Annotated in this window: 19 protein-coding genes; 11 read left to right on the forward strand and 8 right to left on the reverse strand. The window is 49.2% G+C overall.

The window, feature by feature from the left end:
- Positions 1-73: 73 nt before the first annotated feature.
- A complete protein-coding gene (locus QEH52_RS02860) occupies positions 74-3,472 on the forward strand; it encodes a sensor histidine kinase (protein ID WP_308948504.1) in 3,399 nt (1,132 codons plus the stop codon).
- Here QEH52_RS02860 and QEH52_RS02865 read toward each other — a convergent pair whose 3' ends face one another.
- Genes QEH52_RS02865 through QEH52_RS02875 form a run of 3 tightly spaced genes read right to left on the reverse strand, consistent with a single transcriptional unit; the run spans position 3,473 to position 8,548 of the window.
- Entirely contained in the window at positions 3,473-6,193 is a 2,721-nt protein-coding gene (locus QEH52_RS02865) for a response regulator (RefSeq protein ID WP_308948505.1), read from the reverse strand.
- Positions 6,194-6,207: 14 nt separating this feature from the next.
- A complete protein-coding gene (locus tag QEH52_RS02870; protein ID WP_308948506.1) occupies positions 6,208-6,657 on the reverse strand; it encodes a response regulator in 450 nt (149 codons plus the stop codon).
- Between the two features lie 16 nt (positions 6,658-6,673).
- Positions 6,674-8,548 carry a sensor histidine kinase gene (locus QEH52_RS02875; RefSeq protein ID WP_308948507.1) on the reverse strand — a complete coding sequence of 625 codons (1,875 nt, stop codon included), beginning with the start codon at positions 8,546-8,548 and terminating at the stop codon, positions 6,674-6,676.
- 555 nt (positions 8,549-9,103) lie between these two features.
- Between QEH52_RS02875 and QEH52_RS02880 the strand changes: the two genes are divergently transcribed.
- From QEH52_RS02880 to QEH52_RS20670, 6 genes are read left to right on the forward strand one after another with little or no spacing between them, the layout of a single operon-like run.
- Complete coding sequence (locus QEH52_RS02880; protein ID WP_308948508.1) at positions 9,104-10,543, forward strand: efflux transporter outer membrane subunit; 1,440 nt, start codon at positions 9,104-9,106, stop codon at positions 10,541-10,543.
- Positions 10,544-10,555: 12 nt separating this feature from the next.
- The gene (locus tag QEH52_RS02885; protein ID WP_308948509.1) at positions 10,556-11,869 is read left to right on the forward strand and encodes an efflux RND transporter periplasmic adaptor subunit; all 1,314 of its coding nucleotides are present in this window, start codon (positions 10,556-10,558) and stop codon (positions 11,867-11,869) included.
- Positions 11,870-11,872: 3 nt separating this feature from the next.
- Positions 11,873-12,598 carry an ABC transporter ATP-binding protein gene (locus tag QEH52_RS02890; RefSeq protein WP_308948510.1) on the forward strand — a complete coding sequence of 242 codons (726 nt, stop codon included), beginning with the start codon at positions 11,873-11,875 and terminating at the stop codon, positions 12,596-12,598.
- A gap of 5 nt (positions 12,599-12,603) precedes the next feature.
- Positions 12,604-13,818, forward strand: coding sequence for an ABC transporter permease (locus tag QEH52_RS02895; RefSeq protein WP_425609275.1), 1,215 nt, complete (start codon positions 12,604-12,606; stop codon positions 13,816-13,818).
- 7 nt (positions 13,819-13,825) lie between these two features.
- Positions 13,826-14,476 carry a response regulator transcription factor gene (locus QEH52_RS02900; protein ID WP_308948512.1) on the forward strand — a complete coding sequence of 217 codons (651 nt, stop codon included), beginning with the start codon at positions 13,826-13,828 and terminating at the stop codon, positions 14,474-14,476.
- Entirely contained in the window at positions 14,473-15,993 is a 1,521-nt protein-coding gene (locus tag QEH52_RS20670) for a sensor histidine kinase (protein ID WP_308948514.1), read from the forward strand. Before QEH52_RS02900 ends, QEH52_RS20670 begins: the two co-directional genes overlap by 4 nt.
- Positions 15,994-16,098: 105 nt before the next feature.
- Here QEH52_RS20670 and QEH52_RS02910 read toward each other — a convergent pair whose 3' ends face one another.
- From QEH52_RS02910 to QEH52_RS02920, 3 genes are all read right to left on the reverse strand, one after another.
- Positions 16,099-16,227, reverse strand: coding sequence for an entericidin A/B family lipoprotein (locus QEH52_RS02910; RefSeq protein ID WP_345785437.1), 129 nt, complete (start codon positions 16,225-16,227; stop codon positions 16,099-16,101).
- Positions 16,228-16,257: 30 nt separating this feature from the next.
- Complete coding sequence (locus QEH52_RS02915) at positions 16,258-16,431, reverse strand: DUF1328 domain-containing protein (RefSeq protein WP_308948515.1); 174 nt, start codon at positions 16,429-16,431, stop codon at positions 16,258-16,260.
- Between the two features lie 256 nt (positions 16,432-16,687).
- Positions 16,688-17,509: a formate/nitrite transporter family protein gene (locus QEH52_RS02920; protein ID WP_308948517.1), complete on the reverse strand. Its 822-nt coding sequence runs from the start codon at positions 17,507-17,509 to the stop codon at positions 16,688-16,690.
- A 459-nt stretch (positions 17,510-17,968) separates the two neighbouring features.
- Here QEH52_RS02920 and QEH52_RS02925 point away from each other — a divergent pair, with 459 nt between their 5' ends.
- The 4 genes from QEH52_RS02925 to mdoH are packed head-to-tail and all read left to right on the forward strand — an operon-like array spanning position 17,969 to position 22,826.
- Positions 17,969-18,592 carry a c-type cytochrome gene (locus tag QEH52_RS02925; RefSeq protein ID WP_308948519.1) on the forward strand — a complete coding sequence of 208 codons (624 nt, stop codon included), beginning with the start codon at positions 17,969-17,971 and terminating at the stop codon, positions 18,590-18,592.
- A 6-nt stretch (positions 18,593-18,598) separates the two neighbouring features.
- The gene (locus QEH52_RS02930; protein WP_308948520.1) at positions 18,599-20,125 is read left to right on the forward strand and encodes a glucan biosynthesis protein; all 1,527 of its coding nucleotides are present in this window, start codon (positions 18,599-18,601) and stop codon (positions 20,123-20,125) included.
- On the forward strand, positions 20,113-20,691 hold the full coding sequence (locus QEH52_RS02935; RefSeq protein ID WP_308948521.1) for a hypothetical protein: 579 nt from the start codon (positions 20,113-20,115) through the stop codon (positions 20,689-20,691). The genes QEH52_RS02930 and QEH52_RS02935 overlap by 13 nt, the downstream gene beginning before the upstream one ends.
- Positions 20,643-22,826: a glucans biosynthesis glucosyltransferase MdoH gene (gene mdoH / locus QEH52_RS02940; RefSeq protein ID WP_308948624.1), complete on the forward strand. Its 2,184-nt coding sequence runs from the start codon at positions 20,643-20,645 to the stop codon at positions 22,824-22,826. Before QEH52_RS02935 ends, mdoH begins: the two co-directional genes overlap by 49 nt.
- Positions 22,827-22,840: 14 nt before the next feature.
- Here the strand turns inward: mdoH and QEH52_RS02945 are convergent, their stop codons facing one another.
- The gene (locus QEH52_RS02945) at positions 22,841-24,667 is read right to left on the reverse strand and encodes an ATP-binding protein (protein WP_308948522.1); all 1,827 of its coding nucleotides are present in this window, start codon (positions 24,665-24,667) and stop codon (positions 22,841-22,843) included.
- Positions 24,668-24,669: 2 nt separating this feature from the next.
- Entirely contained in the window at positions 24,670-26,004 is a 1,335-nt protein-coding gene (locus QEH52_RS02950) for a sigma-54-dependent transcriptional regulator (protein ID WP_308948523.1), read from the reverse strand.
- Positions 26,005-26,029 lie beyond the last annotated feature (25 nt).

A 26,029-nucleotide genomic window follows, 5' to 3' on the forward strand; every position in this document is an offset into this window, starting at 1 on the left:
GCGCGTGAACATGAAATAAGATTGCTGAATGGACATGATACGAATACATTAACATCCACCCTCACAGCGCGACATGCCACAGTCGATACCAGTCAAAATCACAACCCTTCTTTTGCTATTTCTTGCAGTCGCAAGCACTCAACTTACAGGGGCGAGCAAACGTATTTTATACCTGAGCTCCTACCATTCGGAATTCACCTCAGCATCGAGCCATTTAAAGGCAATCTCGCGCCTACATGAGCAAACTGGCCGTGAGATCGACCTGATCTACATGGATACCAAACGCCACCCTGTGGCGGAACGTTTTCCTATCACGCTGCAACAGATTCAAGAAAAAATCCATCAGCACGGCAGCTATGATGTCATTGTATCCTCAGATGACAATGCACTGAAATTTCTTCTACTACATAAGGATGGCTTATTAGGTTCAAGCCCAGTCATATTTTTTGGAATCAATGATCGTAATTTAGGCGAAACAGCTGCGCAACGTGCTGATTTCTGTGGGATCTTAGAGCAAGAGGCTCTAAACGAAAATGCAGAGCTTGCACTCCAACTATTTCCTAGTTTGGGCACTTTACACGTAATTACAGACCCCACTCCCAGTGGTCAGGCTCAATTAGAGTCGCTGCTAAAAAACCTATCCCCTGAAATAGAAGAGCGTCTGGAGGTCGATGACTTAAGTAATTATACTTTTTCCGAGTATAAAGAACGTCTACGCGCCTATCCTCACAACGACGTGCTACTCTTACTCTCCGCATACAAAGATAAAACTGGAGCACAACGAAGCTTTCTAGACCTTGCTTTATGGTTCAAGAATCACACACGGCTACCGATCATCTACCCGTACTCGCACGGCATCGGACTCGGGTTCCTCGGCGGCAAGGTGGTATCCCACCAGCAGATGGCTCAATTGGCTGTAAATATCGCGAACGACTACCTAAATGGTAAGCCTCTACCAGAGGATCATTTAATAGAGAATTACGGCAGCAATTACATTTTTGACTACAGAGAAATGCAATGCCAGCAACTCTCTGTAACCGCGCTCCCCCCCGGAGCGATCGTTCTTGATCAGCCTCAGTCCCTTTACGGGAAACATAGAGTCTACTTCATCACAGCATTTATCATCGCACTGCTATTAGCTGGTTTTGGTATCATTATCGGCATTATTCATTTAAAGCAGAGGAAGCTGTTAATGCATCTCAAGGAAAGTGAGGGCCAAACCGCTGGCCTCTTTAAGAACAGTGCCACTCCCATTCTATTGATAGGGCCTAAAACTGGAAAAATCCTCGATGCCAACCCAGCCGCCATAGATTATTATGGTTACTCGCAGTCAGAGCTGACAGAAATCAATTTATCTGATATTGATAACGGCGCCTTCGATGCAATCGGTAATGTACTCGAGCGAGTGACCGCGGGCGAAAGAAAGAGCTATCAATTTACACACCGCTTAAGTAACGGCGAAGCAAGAACCGTGGATGTGCTCTTTATTTCCATACAGAGCCACGAAGAACCCGTACTCTTCTCAATAATTCAAGACACGACAGAGCGCCGGCATATGCAAGAAAGCTTGGCGGCCGAACAAATACGACTCGCGAATATTCTGACTGGCACTCATGTCGGCACTTGGGAATGGAATGTAGCGACAGGCGAATTGAGGCTCAATCAGTATTGGGCTGAGATGGCTGGCTACCAGCTAAAGGACTTAGCACCCATTAGATTACAGACTTGGATCAACTTATGCCACCCTGAGGACCTCAAAATCGCGCAAGAGCGTATCCAGGACCACTTCGAAGGCAGAACGGACTACTACAGCTGTGAACTGCGCATGAGACATAAAAACGGCACATGGGTATGGATCACCGATCGCGGCAAGCTCGCCACACGAAAGCAAGATGGGAGCCCAGAATGGATGTATGGAACACATCAAGACATTACTGAAATCAAAAAATCCGAAGAGGTGTTACGGCGTAATCTAGGCTTCATTACTTCTCTTTTTGATTCAATTCCAGACATGATTTTTTACAAGGATCTCGACGGCAAATATCTAGGATGTAATGCAAAATTCGCTAAAATTGTCGGCAGTACGCCTGAAGCCATCCGAGGGAAGACGGACTATGAGTTGTTCGAGCCAAAACTAGCAAATTACTTTCGAGAAAATGATAAACAAATGCTAGCTCAAGGAAGCCCTCGTCAAAACAAAGAATGGATCCGCGATGAGGGTGGAAATAAAATACTTCTCAGTATGCTAAAAGCTCCCTATCAAACTGCAGATGGAGATATACTCGGTCTACTCGGCGTCGGTAGAGACATCACGCAACACTATCATGACGAGCAGCAACTACGCCTGCAGGCTCTGGTATTGGAGCAAATACAAGACTGTGTCACCGTAATGAACCTCAACGGCATCATAACTTACGTTAATGATGCCGAAACTCAGACGCTAGGCTTCGATCGTTCGCAGCTAATAGGCTCTGATGTCCTAGATTACGGAACAACTTGTAATGCTTGTCGCCCCGGCCAGGACTTCTTAGCCCTAACGCTGCAAAACGAGAGTTGGCAAGGAGAACTCACTAAATGCACGGCCGACGGCACTCAAAAGCAATTCATCAGCAAGATGCGGCTAGTTCGGAACGAAAATGGTGAAGTCGTTGCAATCAGCCGTGTATCAACCGACATTACCGAGCGTAAAAAATACGAATCCAAGCTCATTGAAGCTAAAGAAGCTGCAGAAGCTGCCAGCCGAGCGAAGAACACCTTTCTAGCCACAATGAGCCATGAATTACGCACTCCACTAAATCCGATCATTGGACTCACCGACCTGCTACTCGAGTCTAAAGAACTAGCGAACAAGCAACGCCAGTGGCTGCAAATCATCAAAGCTCGCTCCAATCACTTACTACAACTGATCGAAGATATTCTCGATATCTCTCGCATCGAATCTGGTCGACTGACGATCGCGACCAAGGCCTGCTCCATTCCCGACCTTTTAGATGAAATCGGAAACACCCTGGGACAGCCGTGTAGTCAGAAAGGTCTTAGCTTAAATTTTCAGATCGCGCCTCAACTGAGCACGCCATGTAAAATTGACCCCGCAAGAACACAGCAAATTTTGCTCAATCTAGTCAACAACGCCATCAAGTTCTCAGAATCCGGCGAAATCAAAGTCATCGCAGACATAGAAATGTATCAGGCAAGCAAGCACCTGCCCCGCGCCAACCTGCATTTAATCGTTCGTGATCAAGGCCCTGGAATTCCAGTCGAGGAACAGTCTCGAATTTTTCAAGAGTTTCAACAAATCGATAGCAGTAGCAGTCGTGAGCATGAAGGCGTTGGCCTCGGATTAGCGATTTGCAAACGCCTCGTAGAACTCATGTCTGGCAAGATCTGGATCAACTCTGATTATCAACAAGGAGCCGAGTTTCACGTAAAAATACCAGTCACATTGGAATACGAAAACAAACAAGACGTATAACTAAAAAAGCGTCTGCTCAAAGAAAGTCCTCAATTTCGATAAGGTAATTGGCTTCTCAAGAAAATCATTCATTCCGACTTCAATCGCCTCTTTTTTAATATCGTCCACAACATGAGCCGACAATGCCACAATCGGCACATGTGAATTTGGACTCGTTCCAGAACGGATTCGGCGCGTGGTCTCAATGCCATTCAACTTTGGCATCTGAATATCCATTAGAACGAGATAAAAACGCTCACTCTCGATATAATGGAGAGCTTCAAAACCATCCTCCGCTAAAACATGTGTGATACTCAAAGACTGCAGTAATTCACTAATAACTAAGCGATTCATTGCATCGTCTTCAACAACCAGCACCTGGCCACGTTCCTCCAAACAAGTATTTGCACCCTCGCTTCGAGGCTCCGGTCCCTCAGGCACATGTCTAGGCAACTTCAGCTTTAAGGTAAATACTGAGCCTACACCGAATTCACTGCCGACATGAATCGTCCCTCCCATCAACTCCGCCAGTTCTCGACACAAATTCAGACCAATCCCCTGCCCTTCATATTTACGCGAGGCACTCTGGTCAACTTGATAGAATCGATCAAAAATAGAATCAAGATTCTCAGCTCTAATCCCGATGCCAGTGTCACGAACTAACACGGTAACATCAACTTCACTTGCATTCAGAGCTGGTGGCAACAACTCGACACGAACCGTCCCTTCATGTGTAAACTTAATCGCATTATTTAATAAATTGATTAAAATTTGTCGAATTTTGCTCTCATCTCCTACACAAATCAAGGGTGTATCCGAGTCTCCATGCGCAGCATCCAAATATTCGAGCGACAGAGCTTTCTCTTGAGCGCTGGGTTGAAACATCTCAATAATTTCATGAATCAAAGCTGAAACAGAAAAAGCTTTCGATTCCAATTTTATGCGCCCCGATTCAATACTAGCAATATCTAGAATCTCTCCAATCAGTTCCACCAAATGAGTGGCTGAAAACTGAATCTGCTTTAAAAATGCGCATTGCTCCGGGTCTGTGGTTTCCGACAACATCAGCTCCGCAAATCCAATGATCGGATTTAGTGGAGTCCGTAACTCATGACTCATCATCATCAAAAATTGATTCTTCGCCTCATTTGCATGATTAGCGTCCCTCAAAGCCTGCTCTAGCTCAAGCGAGCGCTTCCTAGATTCAGTCACATCCTGACAAACTCCCCAGACGCCCTCAATCTCGCCATTCACCCACATCGGCACCCCCTGAGTGTGACACCATTTATGTTCCCCCCGTCGATCACGCATCTCCAAGGTCAGGCCATAAGGAACACCTTCATCCAAGCACGTGTGCCAAGCGTTTTTGAGAGCCAATTGGTCCACCTTCGAATATAAAGATAATGCATCATCAATCGAAATTGGTGTGCCCACCGGCATCGCATGAATTTCGTATATTTGATCGGTCCAATAAAGATGATCTGTGGATTTGCGATAGCGCCAGCCTCCAACCTTAGCCATCGAACCGATCTCACTGAGGAAATTTTCCTGCTCTTTCAATTTCTCGCGTTGGCGAATTTCCTGAGTCACATTAGTTTGAGTGGACACATAATGCGTTACTTGTCCGCTCGAATCCACAACGGGCGATATTCGCCAAGATAAAATATACTCGCTGCCATCTTTACGGTAATTAGTGGTCATACCCTGAAAATTATCACCAGCTAGCAGTTTTGAACGTAAGCGATTTAAAACCTTTCGGTTTGTTTTAGGGCCTTGAAAGATTCGCGGGCTTTGCCCTAGCAACTCTGATTCACTATACCCCGACATACGGCAGATTGCCTTATTCACATACAGAATTTTTGGTCCGGGACGCTCCAAATTCGCATCCGTTATCAAGATTGCATCTGAAGACTGATCCAGTGATTTCGCCATTAATTGTTGCATCGATTCCGACTCGATTTCCCGCGTAATATCGCGCAAGCAACCGACCACCTTTAAAATCTCACCGCTATCTGGATCTCGTATAGTCTCGCGGGTTTCCTCAACCCATCGCTCCGACTGATCATAGCAAATAATACGGTAACGAAGCTTAAGCTCACCTGAAGGTGCCTCGGAGTACGCCTTCCGAACACGCTCGCAATCAGATGCGGCAACCAAGTCAATCAACTGCATGCGGCGGCGAATAAATTCCTGCTTCGAATAACCAGATAATTTTTGGATCGAATCTGAACAAAAACACTCCCAGCCCTCTTGATCGCTTAATTTAGATTCGCGCCACATCACCACCTCGGTCCGCAGTAAGATATCTTCGATTGTAGCCGCCTGTTCTTGTAATTGACGCCGTTGGATAGAATTCTCGTAAGCATAGCGTACGGAACGGGAAAGCGTAGCTCCACTCACTTCTTTTTTAGGAAAGAAATCAGAGATCCCGACGCCTTCCACTTGCTGATCCACCTCCTCGAACACTCGTGCAGAAAGCCCAGTTAGTAATATGATACTAACAAAGGCATTCCGTTCTCGTATATCACGAGCAAAGTCCACTCCATTCACAGCTCCCAGGCTGTAATCAATCAATATGACATCTGGATCATATTGCTCTAAGAACAAGTCTGGATCCGGGGCATGGTCCAACCATTGCAAACTGTAATCCGTCCCAGCCAGCCCCTCCGACAAAGCCTCTTCAGTCAGAATATAATCATCTTCACTATCTTCAATCAGGACAATGCTTATCGGCGAACTCATATAATAAATGGTCTCTAGGGCGCTCCAGGTTTAGGTATTTCGACCACTTCTACCCAGTATCTTTTAAGTTCGGCGATGACACTCACCAAACCATCAAAGCTCACTGGCTTCGTCACAAAAGAATTCACACCTGTTTCATAAGAACGGATGATATCCTCGTCCGACTTCGACGTCGTCAAGATAATGACAGGAATTCTGCGAAACACGGGATCCGCCTTCAACTTCTGTAAGGCTTCACGCCCATCCATTCGAGGCATATTCAAGTCCAATAAAATAATTAGAGCTGGTTCCGCCTGTTTCGCTGGATTCTCTTTCAATTCTTGGGTTAACAATTCGAGTAATTCAACTCCATCATTAACAAAAACATAGGGGTTACGTACCGCACAAGACTGCAAAGCTTCTTCGATCAAAAATTGATCATCTTCATCATCTTCAGCGATAACAAACTTTATAAGGGGGGGCATACATGTAAAGCTACTGTTAATTACCGTTTGGGCAAATAAAATTTCTACTCACAGGCAGATAAAACGAAAAAGTGGCGCCTTTCCCGAGATCAGAGTCTACATGAAGCTCGCTGCCGTGTCGTTCAACAATTCGCTTGCAGATCGCTAAGCCGATACCTGTCCCGGGATACTCAGAACGTCCGTTCAAACGTTGAAACACCTTGAAAATTTTATGTTGATACTTCGGATCCATGCCGATGCCATGATCTCTAACATAAATGCGCAATTTTGAATCCACGCACTCCGCGCGGATCTGGACCACAGGTGGCACATTCGGCTGCATGAATTTGAGCCCGTTGCTAATTAAATTTTGAAAAAGTTGGCGCATTTGCGATTCGTCAGCGACTACCGGAGGCATCCCCCCCTCGATCTCGATACGCCCCTGAGTCAGTTCCAAACGCTCGACGAAGGTATCCTGCAAATCAACCAGTAAAAGGTTTAAATCCACCTCCTTATGCGTCTGAGCACGCGTCTCCACACGAGCATAATTCAAAAGTTCCTCGATTAGCGTGCTCATACGATCAACTGCTCGCAGCATTCGATTTAAATAATCCCCCCCTTTTTCATCTAATGAATCACGATACCCAGTGTAAATACGCTCACTAAATGCCTTGATGATGCGCAGCGGCTCCTGCAAATCATGCGATGCAACTTGCGCAAATTCTTGCAAGTCACGGTTACTACGCTCCAGCTCTCGATTCGCACTCTTTAACTTTGCTTCAGCCTCTCGTCGCACCTGAACTTCCGCTTGCAGCTGGGCATTTAACTCTAAAGTTTCATCAACCAATACGCGATAACGTGCATTTTTGTGAACGATCCAGCCAGTCATCAAAACAGCTAAGCTCGCAGCCAGCCATAGCAAGCGATGCTTAACCACTTGCAACTGCACAAACAAACTAGGATCTGGGATGATGCGCAGTATAAAATTCAAGCCATACTTTTGAAAGCTCAACTCGTGTCCCCACTGCTGATACTGCTTCTCAGAGAGCTTAAAAGCTTCACGAATCTGATAACCATTGAGAGTTATCAGCATCCGCTCATTCTGCACATTAGAAAAGGCCAACTTGTGCAAATAAGCAGCAAAAGATATTTTTGCTAGAAACATATGGGTTCTACTCTCTTGACCCAGTCCATCCAGCTCCAGCGGATATGCAATCAAGCCTGCTAGCCCAGATTCGGTAGAGGCAATATGAATGCGAACAGCTTCCTGATCTTCTGCCTGTTCAGCAAGGAGTCGTTCATAGCTAGGAAATGCCCTTTGCAACTCCTCAATCCGCGCCTCATCACCAATCCATTGCTCCCCCGATGAGCCATATGAGTAAATATATAAACCTTCGACCACGTTTAAGCGATCTTCTAGCACTGCAAAATCAACACCTAAGCCCGTAAATGAAGTGCCCGCAGCAGCATATGGAACCTCTGAAGCTGCGACTCCACTCCGCAGCAAGCCCAATAGCCGGACTACATCGTCAAGCTCTGCGATGATTTCCCGCCGCATACTCGCCAACATGAGTTGGCTATCTTTCTCAAATAATTTCCGATCTAAAGCAACACTAGTGGAAATTACTGTATAAGCGATTAACGCCCCCCCCAATGTAGCTAGAAAAGCAGATCGAGCAGGAGAAGTCAGCGAAACGATACAATGCTCTCGAAATAATAAGAGCCATGCAATGCACACGATGAGTAGAAAATATAGCTGATCTGTAACCCCTCCAACAAAGGTACGATTGCCCCCATCGAGGCTCAATAAATGCGTCAGAAGAGCCGAAATTAATAAGGCGACCATGACCACCCAACAAACCGCAGCTAGAAAATACGCCCAAGTGTAGCGTCTCAAAAACAGTAGACTCACAAGAAAAACAGTGAAGCTTAAAAAATATAGCACACTAAACGCATGCGGCTCACTCCTCGCGAAGACTTCTAAGAATGGTGCCTTAAAGATTGAAACCGCAAAAACAGGCACACACAAAAACACCAGTTCCAGGACTCCAAGCCCCATGAGTAGGCACAAGCAAACTGGCCTCTCATATCGCCGTGAATTGAAAAATAGCGAGCGCCAACAAATGGCTCCATAAATAAACAGAGCCACCGATAAAAATGGATGTGAAGGCACTCCCAATCCTGCACCCGCAGTAGATTCAGAAGCACAAAACCACCATACTGCAGTCAGAAGACCGCTCAAGCACAGCAAACCCGAAAGCCATTGCTGAACGACTTCGGCACTCACAGATTTCACCCAGCCAAGATAACTCACATAATTAACGATAAAAGACTAGGCAATCATGACAAACCTATTCACTCAGCTCTGCTCTAATATTTTTTGAAAGGTATCCGATTCTCATCCAAGCTTAATCTAATCTAAAGGTACCTTCTGCTAGAGTGGTAACATGTTCCTCTATCACATGTCATGAAACGATCACATTCCACTCCACTCAGTATCGCTTTAATCAGCTTATCCAGCCTAGCGCTCATAGGTTGCACCACCACTGGTAGCTCACCGGAAAGCACGACCATCAGCCAGCGCATCCCAGAAAACTGGGCACACGGCTCAGAAACAATGAGTCAGGCCACTGCAGTCGACTTAAGTGGATGGTGGCAGCGCTTTGGCGATCCCGTGCTCAACGACTTAATCGTAGAAGCACTGCAAAATAATACTGACAGCCGTAGCGCCCTCTCATCGATCCGCCAAGCCCGCGCCGAGCGTGGCTTGGCCAATGCGCAACTCTGGCCCTCAATCGATGCCAGTGCAGGCGCATCGGGATCCCATGTTAATAATCTGAATACAGACAACACGAGCTCCTCAGAAAGCTACAGTGCCGGAATCGATGCCAGCTGGGAAGTGGATTTATTTGGGCAACAAGCGAAATACCTGGAAGCCTCCGAAGCAGAACTCGCGGCGAGTGTTGAAGACTTCCATGACGCGCAGGTCTCACTGGCCGCGGAAGTTGCGACCGCTTATCTAGACCTGCGCGCTTATGAAATACAGCTCGGCATCGTCCAAGAAAACCTAAGCACTCGTGAAAGTACCTTGGAAATCATCCAATGGCAGGAACAAGCCGGTGAAGGCGATGCACTCAGCACTCAGCAAAGCCTCAGCACAGTGGAGCAAGCACGCGCACAAATCCCGGCCTTGGAGCAAAGCATCCAAGAGATCCGCAACAGTCTGGCGATCCTAGTAGGCCGCACCCCTGCAGAGCTACAATCACTCCAGTCCACGGCTAAATTTCCTCAAGCACCGGATCAACTCACACGAACGATCCCAGCCGACACTCTAAGTCAGCGCCCTGATCTTCGCTCTGCCGAACGCCATATCGAAGCGGCAGCTGCCAATCTCACTGCCACCGAACGCAGCCGCCTACCATCATTGAATCTAAATGGCTCCATCGGCATAGAGGCCTTTAAAGCAGGCGATTGGCTAGATCCTGAGCAAATCATCAGCAACGCCATCGCCAGTTTGAGTGCACCGATCTGGGATGCAGGACGAATCAGTCGCAATATCGAAATTCAAAAAGAAACACTTACGCAAGCCTACCTCAACTATGAGAGCGAGGTGCTGGCCGCACTCGCCGAGGTGGAAAACGCACTCTCCAGCATCGATCAGCTCAATCAAGAACTCGCGATCCTTCAGCGCGCCAGTGCCGCCGCCAGCAAGGCCACAGAACTCGCCCAGATGCAATACGAGAGTGGCGAAGCCGACCTGCTGACCGTGCTCGACACACAACGTACGGAGCTCTCACTCGACCAAGATCGTATCAGCACCCAAGCCGAAGTGCTACAAGCACACGTGGAGCTCTACAAAGCACTGGGTGGCGGCTGGTCCACTCCCCTGTCACTCACACAACTCTAAAATCAATCCAACATGAATACAAACGACTCCAACTCCGACATCAGTTTGGCCGATGCCATTCAAAAAGGCCGCCCCAACAGCAAGAAGCGCGCACGACTCATCAGCGCCCTAGTCATTTTGTTACTAGCGCTCGCACTCTGGCAGTTTCTGGGCTCCAGCGCCAAGCCTCAGCACTCGGGCCCCCAATTTAGCACCGCTCCCCTCAAGCGCGGAGAAATCAGCCTGACAATCACAGCCACTGGCAATCTGGAACCGACTAATGAAGTCACCGTCGGTAGTGAACTCTCAGGCACTGCCCGCGAAGTGTATGTCGATTACAATGACCGCGTCACTAAAGGCCAGGCAATGATGCGCTTAGACACCACCACATTGGAAAATACTCTCAAGGCAGGACAAGCGGACCTCGAATCCGCGAAGGCAAATCTAGCTCAAGCCAAAGTCAGCTTAAAGGAGGCCCAAGCGACCCTCCAGCGCCAGCAAGAGCTCCACACGCTCAGTGAAGGTCGCATTCCTTCCAAAGCCGACCTCTCCACCACCGAAGCCTCAGCCGAGCGCGCCGCTGCCGAAGTGCTCAGCGCAGAAGCTGCAATCGAACAAGCTCAGGCTGAAATAAACATTATTAAAAGTAACTTAGACAAATCGATCATCCGCTCGCCAGTCGACGGCATCGTATTGAGTCGCAGCATCGACGCCGGGCAAACAGTGGCCGCCAGCTATTCCACACCAGAGCTCTTCGTTGTCGCCGAAGACCTGAGCCAAATGAAACTCGAAGTCACTGTAGCCGAAGCGGATATCGGTCGAGTCGAATCAGGACAAAGCGCCACCTTCCAAGTCGACGCCTGGCCCGATCGCACATATCAAGCAGAAGTGCTCAAGGTATCCTACGGATCCTCTGAAACGGATAACGTGGTTACCTACGAAACCGAACTCAGCGCATCCAACGAAGACTTGAGCTTGCGCCCCGGTATGACAGCTACCGCAGACATTCATGTCGCTCAGCACAGTGACGTGCTGCTCGTGCCGATCGCGGCCCTACGCTTCGAACCAACACCTCCGGATCAAGCACCCAAAACCAGTAGCAACAGTAACGAGAGCTTTCTCAGCAAGCTCATGCCCGGCCCTCCCCGTCGTGGCGGCAGCGGCAGTGGCCGCCCGCAGAACGATAACATGCTGGAACGTGGCAGTGGTTCCACCATTTGGATTTTACAGGACAATCGACCAAGCCCCATCGAAGTCACCATCGGTCTCAGTAACGGACGTTACACAGAGGTCAGTGGAGATGGCCTAAATGAAGGCTCCGAAGTCATCCTCAGCGAAAGTATTTAAATTATGAATACATCCCCACAGAAACTCATACATTTACAACAGTTGACCAAAACCTACGGGCAAGGCAGCGCTGCATTCAAGGCGCTCAAGGGCATTGACCTCACGATTCATCAGGGGGAATTCGTCTCAATCATGGGCCCCAGTGGCTCTGGTAAATCGACACTCATGAATTTGCTAGGCTGCCTCGACCGCCCCACCACAGGTAGCTATCTATACGAGGGGATCCCAGTCGAAACGCTCGATTCAGTGCAACTCTCGCTGCTGCGCCGTCATGCGCTGGGGTTTATTTTCCAAGGTTTCAATCTACTCGCGCGCACGAGCGCCCTCGAAAACGTAGAACTCCCCCTGCTCTATCGCGGCATCAAGCGCTCAATGCGCCATACAATGGCACGCGATGCGCTCGCCCAGGTGGGGCTCCCCGACAAGGAGCGTAACACACCGGCCGAGCTCTCAGGCGGTCAACAACAGCGCGTCGCCATCGCCCGCGCCATCGTCAGTAATCCAACCACACTCTTTGCCGATGAACCCACTGGTAACTTGGACTCTCAAACCACAGAGGAAATCATGGAATTGCTCACCCGGTTGAACCGCGAGCGCAACATCACGATTCTCATGGTCACCCACGAGGACGATGTCGCCACCTATGCCCAACGAACCGTCCATGTCATCGACGGACTCATTCAAAAAGACCACGTAAATCCTCCACTCCCGCAGGCCGTCCTCTCATGATCTCAATGCTCACCAACGCCTTCTTTATCGCTCTGCGCGAAATCAAGCGCAACTTGATGCGCGCCTTCCTGACGGTGCTCGGCATCATCATCGGTGTCGCCGCCGTGATCACCATGGTCACTCTAGGCGACGGCACCACTCAAGCGGTCAAAGACAACATTTCTAACCTCGGAAGCAACTTAGTTATGGTGCGGCCAGGTTCTGGCTTCGGGCCACGCTCCAGTTCAGCGGGTGTGCCCAATTTCACCGAAGCCGATGTAACAGCTATCGCCGAGCAGGTGCCCGGTGTCGCTGCCATCGCCCCCGTGCGCAACAGCTCACTCAGCACGATCTACCGCCAAGAAGCCCGCAGCACCTCAGTGACGGGCAGCACACTCGACTATTTTGAAATCAATAGTTGGGAACTAGCCGAAGGGCGCTACTTCACCACAACCGAAGCCAAGACGGGAGCTGCTGTGGCAGTAATCGGAAACACGGTAAAGACAGAACTCTTCGACGACGAAGATCCAATCGGGCAAAAGATCCGCGTCGGCCAAGCTTCCTTGCAAATTATCGGGATCTTAAAAGCCAAGGGCCAGGCTGGCATGGGGGACCAGGATGACACGATGGTGGTGCCCCTCACCACCATGCAACGCCGCCTCGGCGGACGCTCCTCCGGACGCGACATTAGCCAAATCAGTATTTCAGCCGAGGATGACTTTGATAGCGATTTACTAATCAGCAATATCACCTCGCTCATGCGTCAGCGCCGCAATTTACAAAGCAATCAAGACAACGATTTCAACGTTTTCGACACACGCCAGATCGCCGAAACCCTGAGCTCTTCAACTCAATTAATGACCACCCTGCTAGCCGCCGTAGCAGCAGTCTCACTCCTCGTCGGCGGGATCGGCATCATGAATATTATGCTGGTATCCGTCACCGAACGCACCCGGGAAATCGGTATTCGCCTCGCCATAGGAGCCACTGCCCGCGAAGTATTATGGCAGTTCTTAGTCGAAGCGCTCACACTCTCCTGTGTAGGTGGAATCGTGGGGATCACATTAGCCTACATCTTCTGCTCTCTGATCGCACCACTGATTCAAATTGGCTTCGTATTTAATACGCAGATCAATCTAATCGCATTTGCCTTTTCCGCACTGGTTGGCATCGTCTTTGGCTTTGCTCCAGCCCGTCGTGCCGCCAAGCTTGATCCCATCGACGCTTTGCGTCATGAATAATAGAACTATGCGAATATTAGTCGTCGAAGATGATAACGGCCTACGCCGCAGCCTGAGCGCAACTCTCAAGGACGCTGGCTTTGCGGTGGACGCCGCCGCCGATGGTGAAGAAGGTCTCTACAAGGCCAGTGAAGATCTCTACGACGCCATCGTGCTGGATGTAATGATGCCACGCATGGATGGCTGGCAGGTCTTGGAAGCCCTACGCCCTGAGCATAGCACGCCCGTGCTGATGTTGACCGCGATGGACACGGTGCCCGATCGTATCAAAGGGCTCAATGCTGGCGCCGACGATTACTTAACTAAACCTTTTGATAGCGACGAATTGGTGGCTCGCTTACGCGCACTGATCCGCCGTAGCAGTGGTGCGAGCAGCTCAATACTACAAGTGCAGAGCTTCCAACTCGATACCGCCAAGCGCACGCTCAGCAATACCAAGGGCGAAATTGAGCTCACCGCCCGCGAGTATTCTCTATTCGAATACATGGCGCTGCATCGTGGCGAAGTCGTCAGCCGCAGCCTTCTCTACGAACGCCTCTTTGACGAAACTGATAATAGCCTGTCTAATCTCTTGGACGTCCACGTCTCTAATCTGCGTAAAAAGCTCGGTTCAGACGTCATCAAGACCCGCCGCGGCCACGGCTACTACATCGAATGAAATCCCCCTTCCAATCCATCCGCTGGCGCATCCAAGCCTGGCATGGGCTCATCCTCTTCATCGCGATCGCAGCCTTCTGCCTGACTGCCTATCAATTAGCGTGGTTTAATCAATTACGCCGTATTGACAGCGAAATCCAACATCTGGAACGCGAGCTCATCCGCACCTTGCTTCGCCAGAACAAAGACAGCCGCGCATCAGAATCGCGGAGTGTGAGCAATGTACATAAATCCACCAAGGAAGTTCGGCCCCTATTACCGGAGGAGTTTCTCACACTACTACAAACGGACTCTATCGAAGTACCAGAAGAAATGAGCACCCGCTTCAGTGGCCAGGAAGCCAGCCATAACTTTTTCAGCATTGCCGACAGAGAGGGCAAGGTTCTGCTACAATCAGAGAACGCCCCGCAGCGACTCGAGTTCCTGCCCTTACCAGAAGGCTCCGAAATGGTCGAGACCTCCCGCAGCACCGGAGACTACCGTGAGATTGCCCGCAGCGTGCCCTTCGGCTTACGCACGATTGTGGGCCGAGAACTCGGCCCAGAGCGCGCGGAGATGCAGCGTTTCGCGCTCTCTCTCGCAGCGATCGGACTCACCCTATGGGGCTTAGGCCTACTGGGCGGCTGGTGGCTGGCTGGCAAGGCAATCCAACCCATCCAGCGTATCAGTCGCACTGCCACACGCATCGCCGAAGGCAACCTGAATGAACGGATCGATACCGATGGCGGCACCAGCGAACTCGACCAATTAAGCCATGTGCTCAACCACACCTTCGAGCGCCTCAACGCCGCCTTCGAACGCCAAAGGCAATTCACCGCCGACGCTTCCCACGAGCTGCGCACCCCACTCACTATTTTACTCTCTGAGACGCAACGTATGCGCAAACCAGGGCACCAAAGAGACAACAGCGAATATCTGGAATCCTTCGACCTCTGCCACGAAAGCTGCCTTCGTATGCGTCATTTAGTGGAGAGCCTACTAATGCTAGCGCGTCAAGATGACGGCGCGCCCGCTCAGGCGCTGAGCGATTGCCAACTCTCCGAGTGCATTCGCCAAAGCATCGCTCAGCATCAACCATTGGCCGAAGCGAAGGCCATCGAGATCCTATCAGAACTTGAAGACAGCCCCTTAAAAGCCGATCTCAACAGCCTGATGATCGTCCTCAACAACCTCATCGGTAATGCGATTCAGCACCATCCTGGTACCGGCACTGTACATATCAGCTGCGGCCGCCAAAACGGCACCGTCTACATTCAAGTCCGCGACAACGGCCCCGGCATTAGCGAAGACGACCTCCCACATATCTTCGAACGCTTCTACCGAGCCGATAAATCACGCAACGGTGAGCAAAGCCACTCCGGCTTGGGTCTCGCACTGGTACAAACCATCGTCCGCAACATGAAAGGCCAAATCGAAGTCAATAGCACAGTCGGCACTGGTAGCACCTTCACAATACACCTACCGAGCAACATTCTCTATCGGGCTGCGCGCGTGAATACTTTGACTCCAAAGCTCTAATTCAGGCTGCTGCGCTTTATATGTGGGCGCCCCCGTCTCTCCGTGAAGGTACCTAAAAAAGGCGGGGCACTCGCCCCGCCTTTTGGCATCATCTAAAAATGAGTATTAATTTGACGCGTCTTGCATGCTTTCACCGGCATCTTCGATGTCTTCGCCGATACCGTCGACAGTGTTACAAGCTGTCATTGCAATCAATGCACTAAAAAATGCGAGTAGGCTGAGTGTTTTTTTCATAATGTATATATTAGTTTAAGTAGAGTTGATTTACATAGGCTTCTTACCACGAACTGCTCCAGCGACGGCCGAAACAATCAATAGCACGAGGAATACGAAGAAGAGAATCTTAGCGATACCAGCGGCTGCGCCAGCGACACCACCGAACCCAAGTACGGCTGCGATGATTGCAATGATGAGGAATGTGAGTGACCATGATAACATGATGTGTGCCTTTCTGTTGTGGTTATTAGTTTAGATATGTTTAAGAGGCTTTATTACATAGAAAGCGCTGTGCCAACTCCGCCACAAATATCACTAACAACTATAAAACAATGACTTACAGAAAACAAAGGAATTAATCTAATATAGAAATACCGTAATTTGCACGCCAAACCTTAGCCCCTCATTGCAGTGTGCACGACGCTTCGTCCTCATCATTAGCAGAGTATTCAAGCTCTAGGCAGATAAGGCTAACAGCCTAGATTTCGTCCTTCACTTGTGCGTAACTAATCAGGGCGAACAATCCCGTGCCCCCAATTATGTTTCCTAGCAATGCAGGCAAGATACACTTAAAAACTGCATCCAACCAGTCGAGTTCTCCATTCAACGCAAGTAAGCACCATTCGGTGGCTCCCGCGACAACGTGAGTCAAGCCACCAAGTGCGATCATATAAGTCACGAGGAAGATCACCCAAAACTCATTCCCCTTTGCGCTGGGTAGCACCCACACAATGGAGGCCACCATAAAACCAGCAGGTATGCCATAGAGCAATGTTTGCGTCGTGGAGTATTCAAGTAAGTGATGCGATATCTCTAACGCGGCGGCGACTTGAGATTCGGGTAATATGGCACCGTGATACGCAAAGTAGGCAGATAGCCAAGCGCCCAGCATATTTGCAGTAAAAACGACCACCCAAAGCCTTGCTGTACATTTTAAATTACGAGCGGTTCGATCTCCTAATACCGGCAAGACCACTGAAATAGTATTTTCAGTAAAAAGCTGTAGCCTGCCTAAAATAACAATAATAAATCCGACGGCATAGCCACCATTCGAAAGCACTGTCTGCAAAGGATTGCCAGTGAGATGCCCATGCAGAAAAGCTTTACAATAAATTGATAAACTCAGCACCATGCCCGCTGCAATGCCAGACCAGAACAAAGAAGACATCGGTCTCGCCAATTCTTCCAGCCCTTCGCGGCGTACGACTTCGTAAATCTGCGGTGAAGGCATCCCCATGTGCCCCTTCGCTTGAGATTTATCAAGCGCGCTTAATTTCTTCTTTTTGCTAACCTCGGACACAATACATATTTAGTTATAAGCTAGCTTCGCTTTACCAAACAACATGCCAATCTGCACTTCGATTGCAACAAAAACGCCTGATCGCAACAAGGTGAGCGCCACAGGCTTGCGCTAGAGCGCACTCTATACCATGTAAGTTCCTGTTAAAGTCGAGTGCTCCTGTTTTTATAACATAGGCATCGTGCAGAACGCATAAGAACTCCTCGAATGGCCGTGCATTTTGCATCAAAATAATCGGCCGCATCCAGTCCAGCCCTAGTCAATTTACAATGGCATAGATTTCGCTAACGCCAAGCAGGACAAGATATGCACTATTTTTTTAAGCAAAGAAAGAAACATCCAATAGCGCCTATGAATAGAACTCGGCTAATATCCGGCGTCAGCACGGGCCTGTTGGCATTAGTAAGCCTCTGTGCTCTACACACTCACACATATGCTCAAGAAAAGCTAGCAAGTGCAATGGAAACGGCACTGAGCCACAGCAGCGACTATCAAACCCTCTCGCATTCAGCTAAGCGTATCAGTTACACATCTTGCTTACCCTGCCACGGAGAAGAAGGCAGAGGCAAACAAGATGTATTTGCGCCGGCACTCGCAGGCCAAAAACGCTGGTACCTTGAACGGCAAATCAAAAACTACCAACAAGGCATCCGTGGGATGCACAGTAGCGACATTGCTGGTGCCAGCATGCGCGCAATGTCACTCTTACTACTCGATCAGGATGTTATGAACGCGGTCCTCGATGAAATTGAAGAATTTCCGATTCCACCCGCAGTGCAGCTGAACAATCAGCCATACAACATAGAATCAGGAAAGGAGCGCTATACCATCTCCTGTGCTCATTGTCACGGAGAACGTGCCGAAGGTGATCAAGCTCTAGGGGCACCACGTTTAAATACGTTGCCCGCATGGTATACACTGCGGCAGCTTCGCAATTTCCAAGCTGGAATACGTGGTCAACATAATGATGACACACGCGGAAAAGAGATGCGCCCCATGGCTATGGCTGTTTACAACGAACAAGCGATACAAGATGTAGCCGCCTACATCGCCACTTTGCAGGATAAAGACCTATCACATTAATGCTACATGGATATGACCAAAGTACACCGATCACTCTTACTCTTATGCGCACTGGGCCTAAGCTCTGTACAAGCTCAACAAGAACGCACTCAAATCACATTAGATTCAGTTGCCCACGAAGCCCAAGCGCTGATAGAGCAGCCACCGCGGCAACCAGAAGCACTCGCTGAGAATTTACAGTCCCTTAGCTATGACCAGTATCGGGACATACGATTTCGTCCATCCGAAGCCCTATGGTGGAATGCAGACTCAAAATTCCGAGTTGAATTCTTCCACCCGGGACACCTATTTCAAGACCAAGTCGAAATCTTTGAAGCCTCGGACACGCATGTGCAAGAGATCCCCTTCCTGAAGAATGCTTTTGATTATGGCAACAGTGGCTACGACCCTGGCTTTTTTAAGAAACCTAAAGCTTACTCAGGCATACGTGTAAAATATCCGGTCAACAACCAAGACGTCTACGACGAACTCATTGTCTTTCTAGGAGGCTCCTATTTTAGGGCGATCGGCGCGGGGCACAATTTTGGGCTTTCGCTGCGCGGATTGGCAATGAACACCATCGGCGAGCAGGAAGATTTCCCACGCTTTACAAAGCTCTGGCTCAAAAAGCCGGAAGCAAATTCAAATCAATTAACGCTGTTCGCTCTGCTAGAAGGCGAAAAGGTCACGGGTGCCTACCGCTTTGACGTTCGCTCACAAGGAGTCACCCAAATTGATGTGCATACGCGTCTATTCTTTAGAGCCGGCGGCGCAGCCGAAGTCGGCATCGCCCCCTTGACAAGTATGTTTGTGCATGGAGAAAACAGTAACAACCCAAATTTGACAGATTGGCGCCCAGAGGTACATGACTCTGATGGTATGCTGGTACATGCCAACAATGAATGGCATTGGTTCCCCCTAGAAAACCTGCCCGGGCGCACGATCCAACGTTTGCCCACGGCCAAATTACGCGGCTTTGGACTTCTACAACGGGATCGTGATTTTAAAAATTATAAAGATCTCGAAGCAAACTACCAACGACGTCCTTCGGCATGGATCGAGCCGATTGGCAAGTGGTCTACTGGAGAGATTGTACTCTACACCTTCGGCACCGATACCGAAGCCACCGACAATGTGACCGCCTTTTGGAAGCCGGATATCGATGCCAACACGCAAGACCGCACAGAGTTTTCCTATAGAATTACTCTTCAAACAAAAGACCCGGCGCATGAACTCGCGAAAGTGCTCGAAACCAGAGTGGGCCAACGCACCTTAGACAGCAATGCAAGTACGGTCATCATCGAGTTCAGTCGCCCGGAATCGATTGGATTGGATGAAATTGATCGCTTAAGTGTAGGCTTCGAATATGGTGGCGCCCAAGCGATTGAAGCCCCCATCATACAATACAATGAGCCGGAGGATCGCATCCGTGTCTTCGCAAACTTTAAGACACCTCAGGAGCACCCACAGGAAAGCCCCTACAGAATGTCGGCTCAACTCCTGCGAGAAGGGCATCAAGTATCCGAACGCTGGAACTATATATGGAAACACTGAGCCACCTACCGGCAAATACACAGACTGCGCAAACTGATTTGGCCTACAATCGAATCGATGCACTCCTACGCGCCTATGGCTTCAGCCATGCGGTGACACGAAGTCGATATTGCCTAGAGATCTTAGAACAGGCACTAGAGGCATCCACAAAGGAAGCAGAGCAAGCACTCGAAACAGTGGCGGCTCGCATAGCCCTACGGCGTATTCATTCTGGTGTGATCGCCATATCTGAAGCCGCTGAGCTTGCTACAGAAGCTGTGAGTGTTGAGGATCTCTATTTGGCACTACAGGCAGCCAAAATTCCTCAAAATGCAGCCGAAATCATCCTATCTGGCTCGTCTATAGACGAATCCCGCTTAGAAACCATTCGCGCCCATTATCAAAGTCAGGCCAAGCCAAGCTTACGCCGAACTTCGATGGGCGCCCCCTCCCTACGCTTCGATGCGATCGATGAGGTCACGAACTCCACCGAACGCTACCTGCAAAAGCACCCCGTAGTCTTAAAAGCGCTCAAGTTATCGATCGCGAGCATCACTCTCTACATCGTTTATATTTTTGCAAGATGAACACTCCCACTGCATCCACCTCCCCCAGTTCACCTGTAAGTCGCTATCTGTTTTTTATAACATTTGCAGGGATCGTGCTCACCAGCTTACTCTTGTTTGGAGACTGGCTATATCGGACAGGTCTTTCCCCGGCCAAATGGACCTTGTTGGCGATCTACCTAATCTTGACTTCAGGGCTAGCCTTCGGCTTTTGCCAATCGCTCTTTGGCTTTTTAGTTACACTGCGTGGTAAGGACCGTTTGAATATAATGAACCGTCTACCCGAGCGACCAATAGGAAAGCCCATCATACATTCTAACGTAGCGCTTCTCTTCCCGATCTACAACGAAGATCCCACCCGTTTTTTCAGTGGAATTGAAGCCATGTACGAAGCCCTGGAAGAGGCCGGAGTGATCCAACACTTCACCTTTTTCATACTCAGTGATTCGACCAATCCGAACCGCTGGATCGAAGAAGAGCGGCAATGGTTGCAACTCACCAGGAAGCGAGATGCAAAAACAAAAATCATCTATCGCCACCGAATCTCGAATATCAACCAAAAGAGCGGCAACGTAAGCGATTTCTGCCGTCGCTGGGGCAGCCACTTTGAACACATGGTTTGCTTTGATGCAGACAGTTTAATGTCCGCGGACTGTCTCATCAAGCTCGTGCGAATGATGGAAGCAAATCCAAAAATTGGCATTCTACAAACAGCCCCTCGCCTGACGGGTGCTAAAACACTCTTTGCACGCTTTCAACAATTTGCCAACCGTATCCATGGCGAAATCAGCTCGGCAGGACTTAATTTTTGGCAACAAGGCAATGGGAACTACTGGGGCCACAATGCCATCATTCGAGTGCGCCCCTTTATAGAAAAATGCGCTCTACCGGAACTGCCTGGCAGTAGTGCGCTCGGCGGCCGCGTGCTCAGTCACGACTTTGTGGAAGCAGCTCTCATGAGAAAAGCTGGCTATGAGGTATGGCTCGCCTATGACATGGAAGAGAGCTACGAAGAACTCCCCCAGACCTTGCTCGACTTTGCACAACGTGACCGGCGCTGGTGCCAAGGCAACTTACAGCACGCCTGGATCGCCCTCTTCGCAAAGATCCCATTCTTAAATCGTATCCATATGCTCAATGGTATTTATGCTTACCTAGCCGCACCACTCTGGCTGCTGTTCATAGGCCTGAGCACACTCATTGCTTACAGCTGGGAAAGCAGCGGCTTGAGCTTACTGATACGACCGGCTTTATTTAGCTTGTCTCCAGAGAGCATCAGCCTCCACGGAATCGCGATTCTTACGCTTACGTTCTCACTAATATTCTTACCAAAACTATTCACCTTGATTCGTCTGATGCTCGACAGCAAATTTCGTCAGCAATTCGGGGGCGGTATGCGAGCTTGCTCAGGGATACTGGGGGAAATCACCTTCTTCACCTTGCTAGCCCCTAGTTTAATGCTGTTCCACAGTGCCTTTGTGCTCGGCACTTTAACCGGTAAACGTGTGACATGGAATGCACAGAACCGCGGCTTAAGCCATACTACGTGGAGCGCAGCCTTCGCAGCGCAACACGGTCAGACATTCGTCGGCCTCAGCTGGACAATATTGGCCATAGCGATCGACCCGTTGCTCTTTTATTGGATGTGTCCGGTATTAATTGGATGGCTTCTCTCGATCCCGCTTTCCGTCACCAGTAGTCACGATGATTTTGCACGTTGGCTGAAAGCACATAAGCTATTGGTCACGCCAGATGAAATCGAAGCACCCGAAATTTTCAATAAGTTGGCGAGTGCCGAAAAAGCGCAGCCTAAAATGCCACAAGCCATTAAAACTCTCAGAGAAGACTTTGCACTGCTACAAACTATCCTAGATCCCTACATTCTGTCTTTGCATCTGCACTTTTTACCACGCCGCCACAAGCAACCAACACAAACAGCGGAAAAGCTACAGAAGCTAGCAGACCGTTTAATGCAAGAAGGCGCACAAGCTTTAAGTTCCAACGAAAAAAATCGAATTTTAAACGACTCCTTAACGCTCAGCCGATTACACAAAGAAATCTGGACAGCACCAGAGACTAGCTTGCCGCCTTGGTGGCGACTCGCGATGAGCCGCTACAATAGACGCAGCTCTTTTGTTGCGGAACTCAGTCAGTAATAAAAATGCAGCACTTACAACAGAGGCAATTCGAAGAAGAAAGTGCTCCCTGCATCCAATTTACTGATACATCCAATTTCACCAAGGTGTGCATCGATAATATCTTTAGAAATTTTAAGCCCTAGGCCTGTGCCTTTAACGGCACCTGTTGCGTCGCCACGTGTATATGCATCAAAGATCGTATTCACCGTTTCTGGATCCATTCCAGGGCCTTGATCCGACACTTCGACACGGCAGAAATCTTCATGCTGAAAAGCTCGTATTTCAACAGTTCGTCCAGCACCGGAATATTTGATCGCATTGACCACCAAATTATTCAGCACGATACGTAGCTTTTCTTTGTCGGCCTGCAGTATGATAGAAGATTCAGGGGCGGCATAGCTCAGGCTCACATCGTGCGCAGTCGCCACATCATGATGCGCATCAATCGACTCGGCGACTAGGTCGCATACTGCAAATTCTGAAATATCAAGTTCGTTGGTATTCTCTTCCACCCGCGATAGATCGAGTAAATTCTCGATGGTCGACAACTGACGGTTCACGTCGTCGCGAGCAGTTTCCACCAGCTCGATTTGATCTGAATTCAACTCACCAAGTTGCTGCTCCAAAAGCAAGTAAAGGCTAATACGTGCGCTGGTGATCGGAGTCTTCAACTCGTGGCTCACTGTGGCCAATAGATTTTTCCGCAAGCTATCCGATAGTTTAAGTAAAGTCGCCTCTTGGAATATAACTGCGATACTTGGCTTTGCGTTCGTAGATTGATAACTAAAGTCACCCGAATCGGGCGCATCAAAAGGAAACGCATGCACCAAATACCACTTATCTTCCCCCGCAACAGATATGCGTATGGCATCGTTCATTTCCTTCGATAGCTGTGGCTCATTCGTTTCAATTGTTTTTAGCAGGAGCTCCCTCACTTCGCTCGGCAGCTGATCTTTCAAGGTCGACTGCGAGTACAAATGGCTGGCGCTGGGGCTGAAATAGGTTGGCTCCAGTTCTTCTGAAAAAATGAAAAACGCATCGGGAGATTGATCTAAAATAGAGCGAATGGCACTCGTGGATCGAATCAATTTTTCATTGGTCAATTCCTGGTACTCTTTAAGTCTAAAAGTCATCCCTTCCAGACTGCGAGCGAGCTTTCCCAACTCATCGTTCTCGTTATATTCAATATCGAGTCGTTCACTATCGGACCCGAAATCCTCCATACCATGCGAGATCGCTTCGATAGGACAGATAATCCGGCGCCATAGTATGGTCGATATCGCGAGCGTTAACACAATAGCAATCAGCATCCCCCCAATCACGACAGCATAAAGAATTTCGACGCGTTTTTTAATTTGCGCCTGAATGTGCATGAGTGACTCATTGATGGTATTGCGCAGTTGCCGTGCCGCATCATTGGTCTCTTTGATCAAAGCATACAGTGCTTTGGGATCGCCTTGCCCTTCCGACAAATGGGTTGCCAACTCAGCGATGGATTGAAGATTCCCATTAAAACTTCGATCATCTTGCATAAACTCCTGAAGCTTCAACTGCATGATATTTGAAAGCTTCAATTTTTCAGCACCTTGATCGATGCGTACGGATAGACGCCTCATACTCACCCGATCTCGATCGCGGCCCAAATAACCTTCGCCCTCATCCAGCAAGACTTCCAGAGCATATAAGGTGCTCTGGACATCCCCCAAGTTGCGACTAAGCGCTAATTTGGTATAAGAAATCTCCTCTGTATCGCGATAGAGCCACTTCACATCCAAGACCAGGAAATACATAATTCCTAGGAACAGTAGCAACAGCGGTAAAATACCGAGATAGATGCGAGAGCGCAGCGACAACTTCATAACTAACAGAGGCCGAGTTTCTTACGTTTGCGATAGAGTGTGGCCGGATCGATACCTAATACGTTTGACGCCTCGTCTAAACTAGCCGTCTTAGCCACCACCCGCTTGATGTGTGCGGCTTCAAGCTCCTCCAAGCTAATGAGGCTTCCCGTAGTGATACGTCCCTCAGACTCAGCATGGAACTCAACGGGCAAATCGGCCTTGGTCAATTCTTGTCCCTCACTTAGTATCAGCGAACGTTCGATCACATTTTTGAGCTCTCGCAAGTTGCCTGGCCAAGCATAATCCACGATCGCCTGCTGTGCATCCTCAGCGAGCACGACTCGCCCGCGTCCCAACTGAGCCGCGAAAAAGTCGACATACCTTTGAGTGATCGAAAGTATATCGCCTGGCCGCTCTCGCAAGGAGGGCATTTGTAGCCCGATCACATTAAGTCGATAAAACAAATCTTCTCGAAAGGTGCCGGCTTCTACTTCTTTAGAAAGGTCACGATTAGTCGCAGCCAATACGCGGACGTTTGCTTTACGAGTGCGTGTTTCACCGACGCGTTCAAATTCACGATCCTGTAGCAGCCTCAGTAATTTCGGCTGAATCTCGAGCGCCACTTCACCGATTTCATCTAGAAAAAGTGTGCCCCCATCGGCCGCAGAAACTTTGCCCCAAGTATCTTTAGTCGCCCCGGTGAAGGAGCCTTTAATATGCCCGAAGAGCTCACTTTCGAGTAGCTCTTTTGATAAACTTGGACAGTTCACCGTTACAAATGGTTTGTCGCGACGTTGACTATTGGCATGTACGTGACGCGCCAGCATCGTCTTCCCCGTACCACTCGAACCTAGGATTAAAATATTGGCCTCCGAAGCGGCCGCCTTGGTCGCAATACGAAATGTCTCCTGCATTTCCGGTTCATTCGACTCGAACTGCAAAGTGGGATTCGAAGACTCTATGATCCCCTTTAGTTCTTTCAACTTACCACTGTCCGCGAGGCTCTTTTCAAGCTTGGCTAAGAGCTGTCGCAGATCTTCTGGAATGAAGGGCTTTTGTATATAATCGTAGGCGCCGCGTTTCATCGACTGCACCGCCGTCTCAATCGAAGAGTGGGCGGTAAAGACAACTACCGGCGGGTGTTCGCCCTCGGCCTCCAGCTTATCCAGATAATCGAGCCCATTTTCATTGCCCAACATCATGTCCAAAATAATCGCATCAATCGGCTCTTCGTTCAACACACGTTCCGCCTGACGCGAGGACGAGGCCTGAAAAGCTTGATGCCCCATCGTTTTTAAGGCGATACAGGTTGTTCTTAAAATGTTTTGTTCATCGTCAACGACTAGAATATTCATAGCACCTACGTTATTTTATTGGGGA

The organism is Thalassobacterium maritimum (genome assembly GCF_031127805.1).
Classification (GTDB): domain Bacteria; phylum Verrucomicrobiota; class Verrucomicrobiia; order Opitutales; family Coraliomargaritaceae; genus Thalassobacterium; species Thalassobacterium maritimum.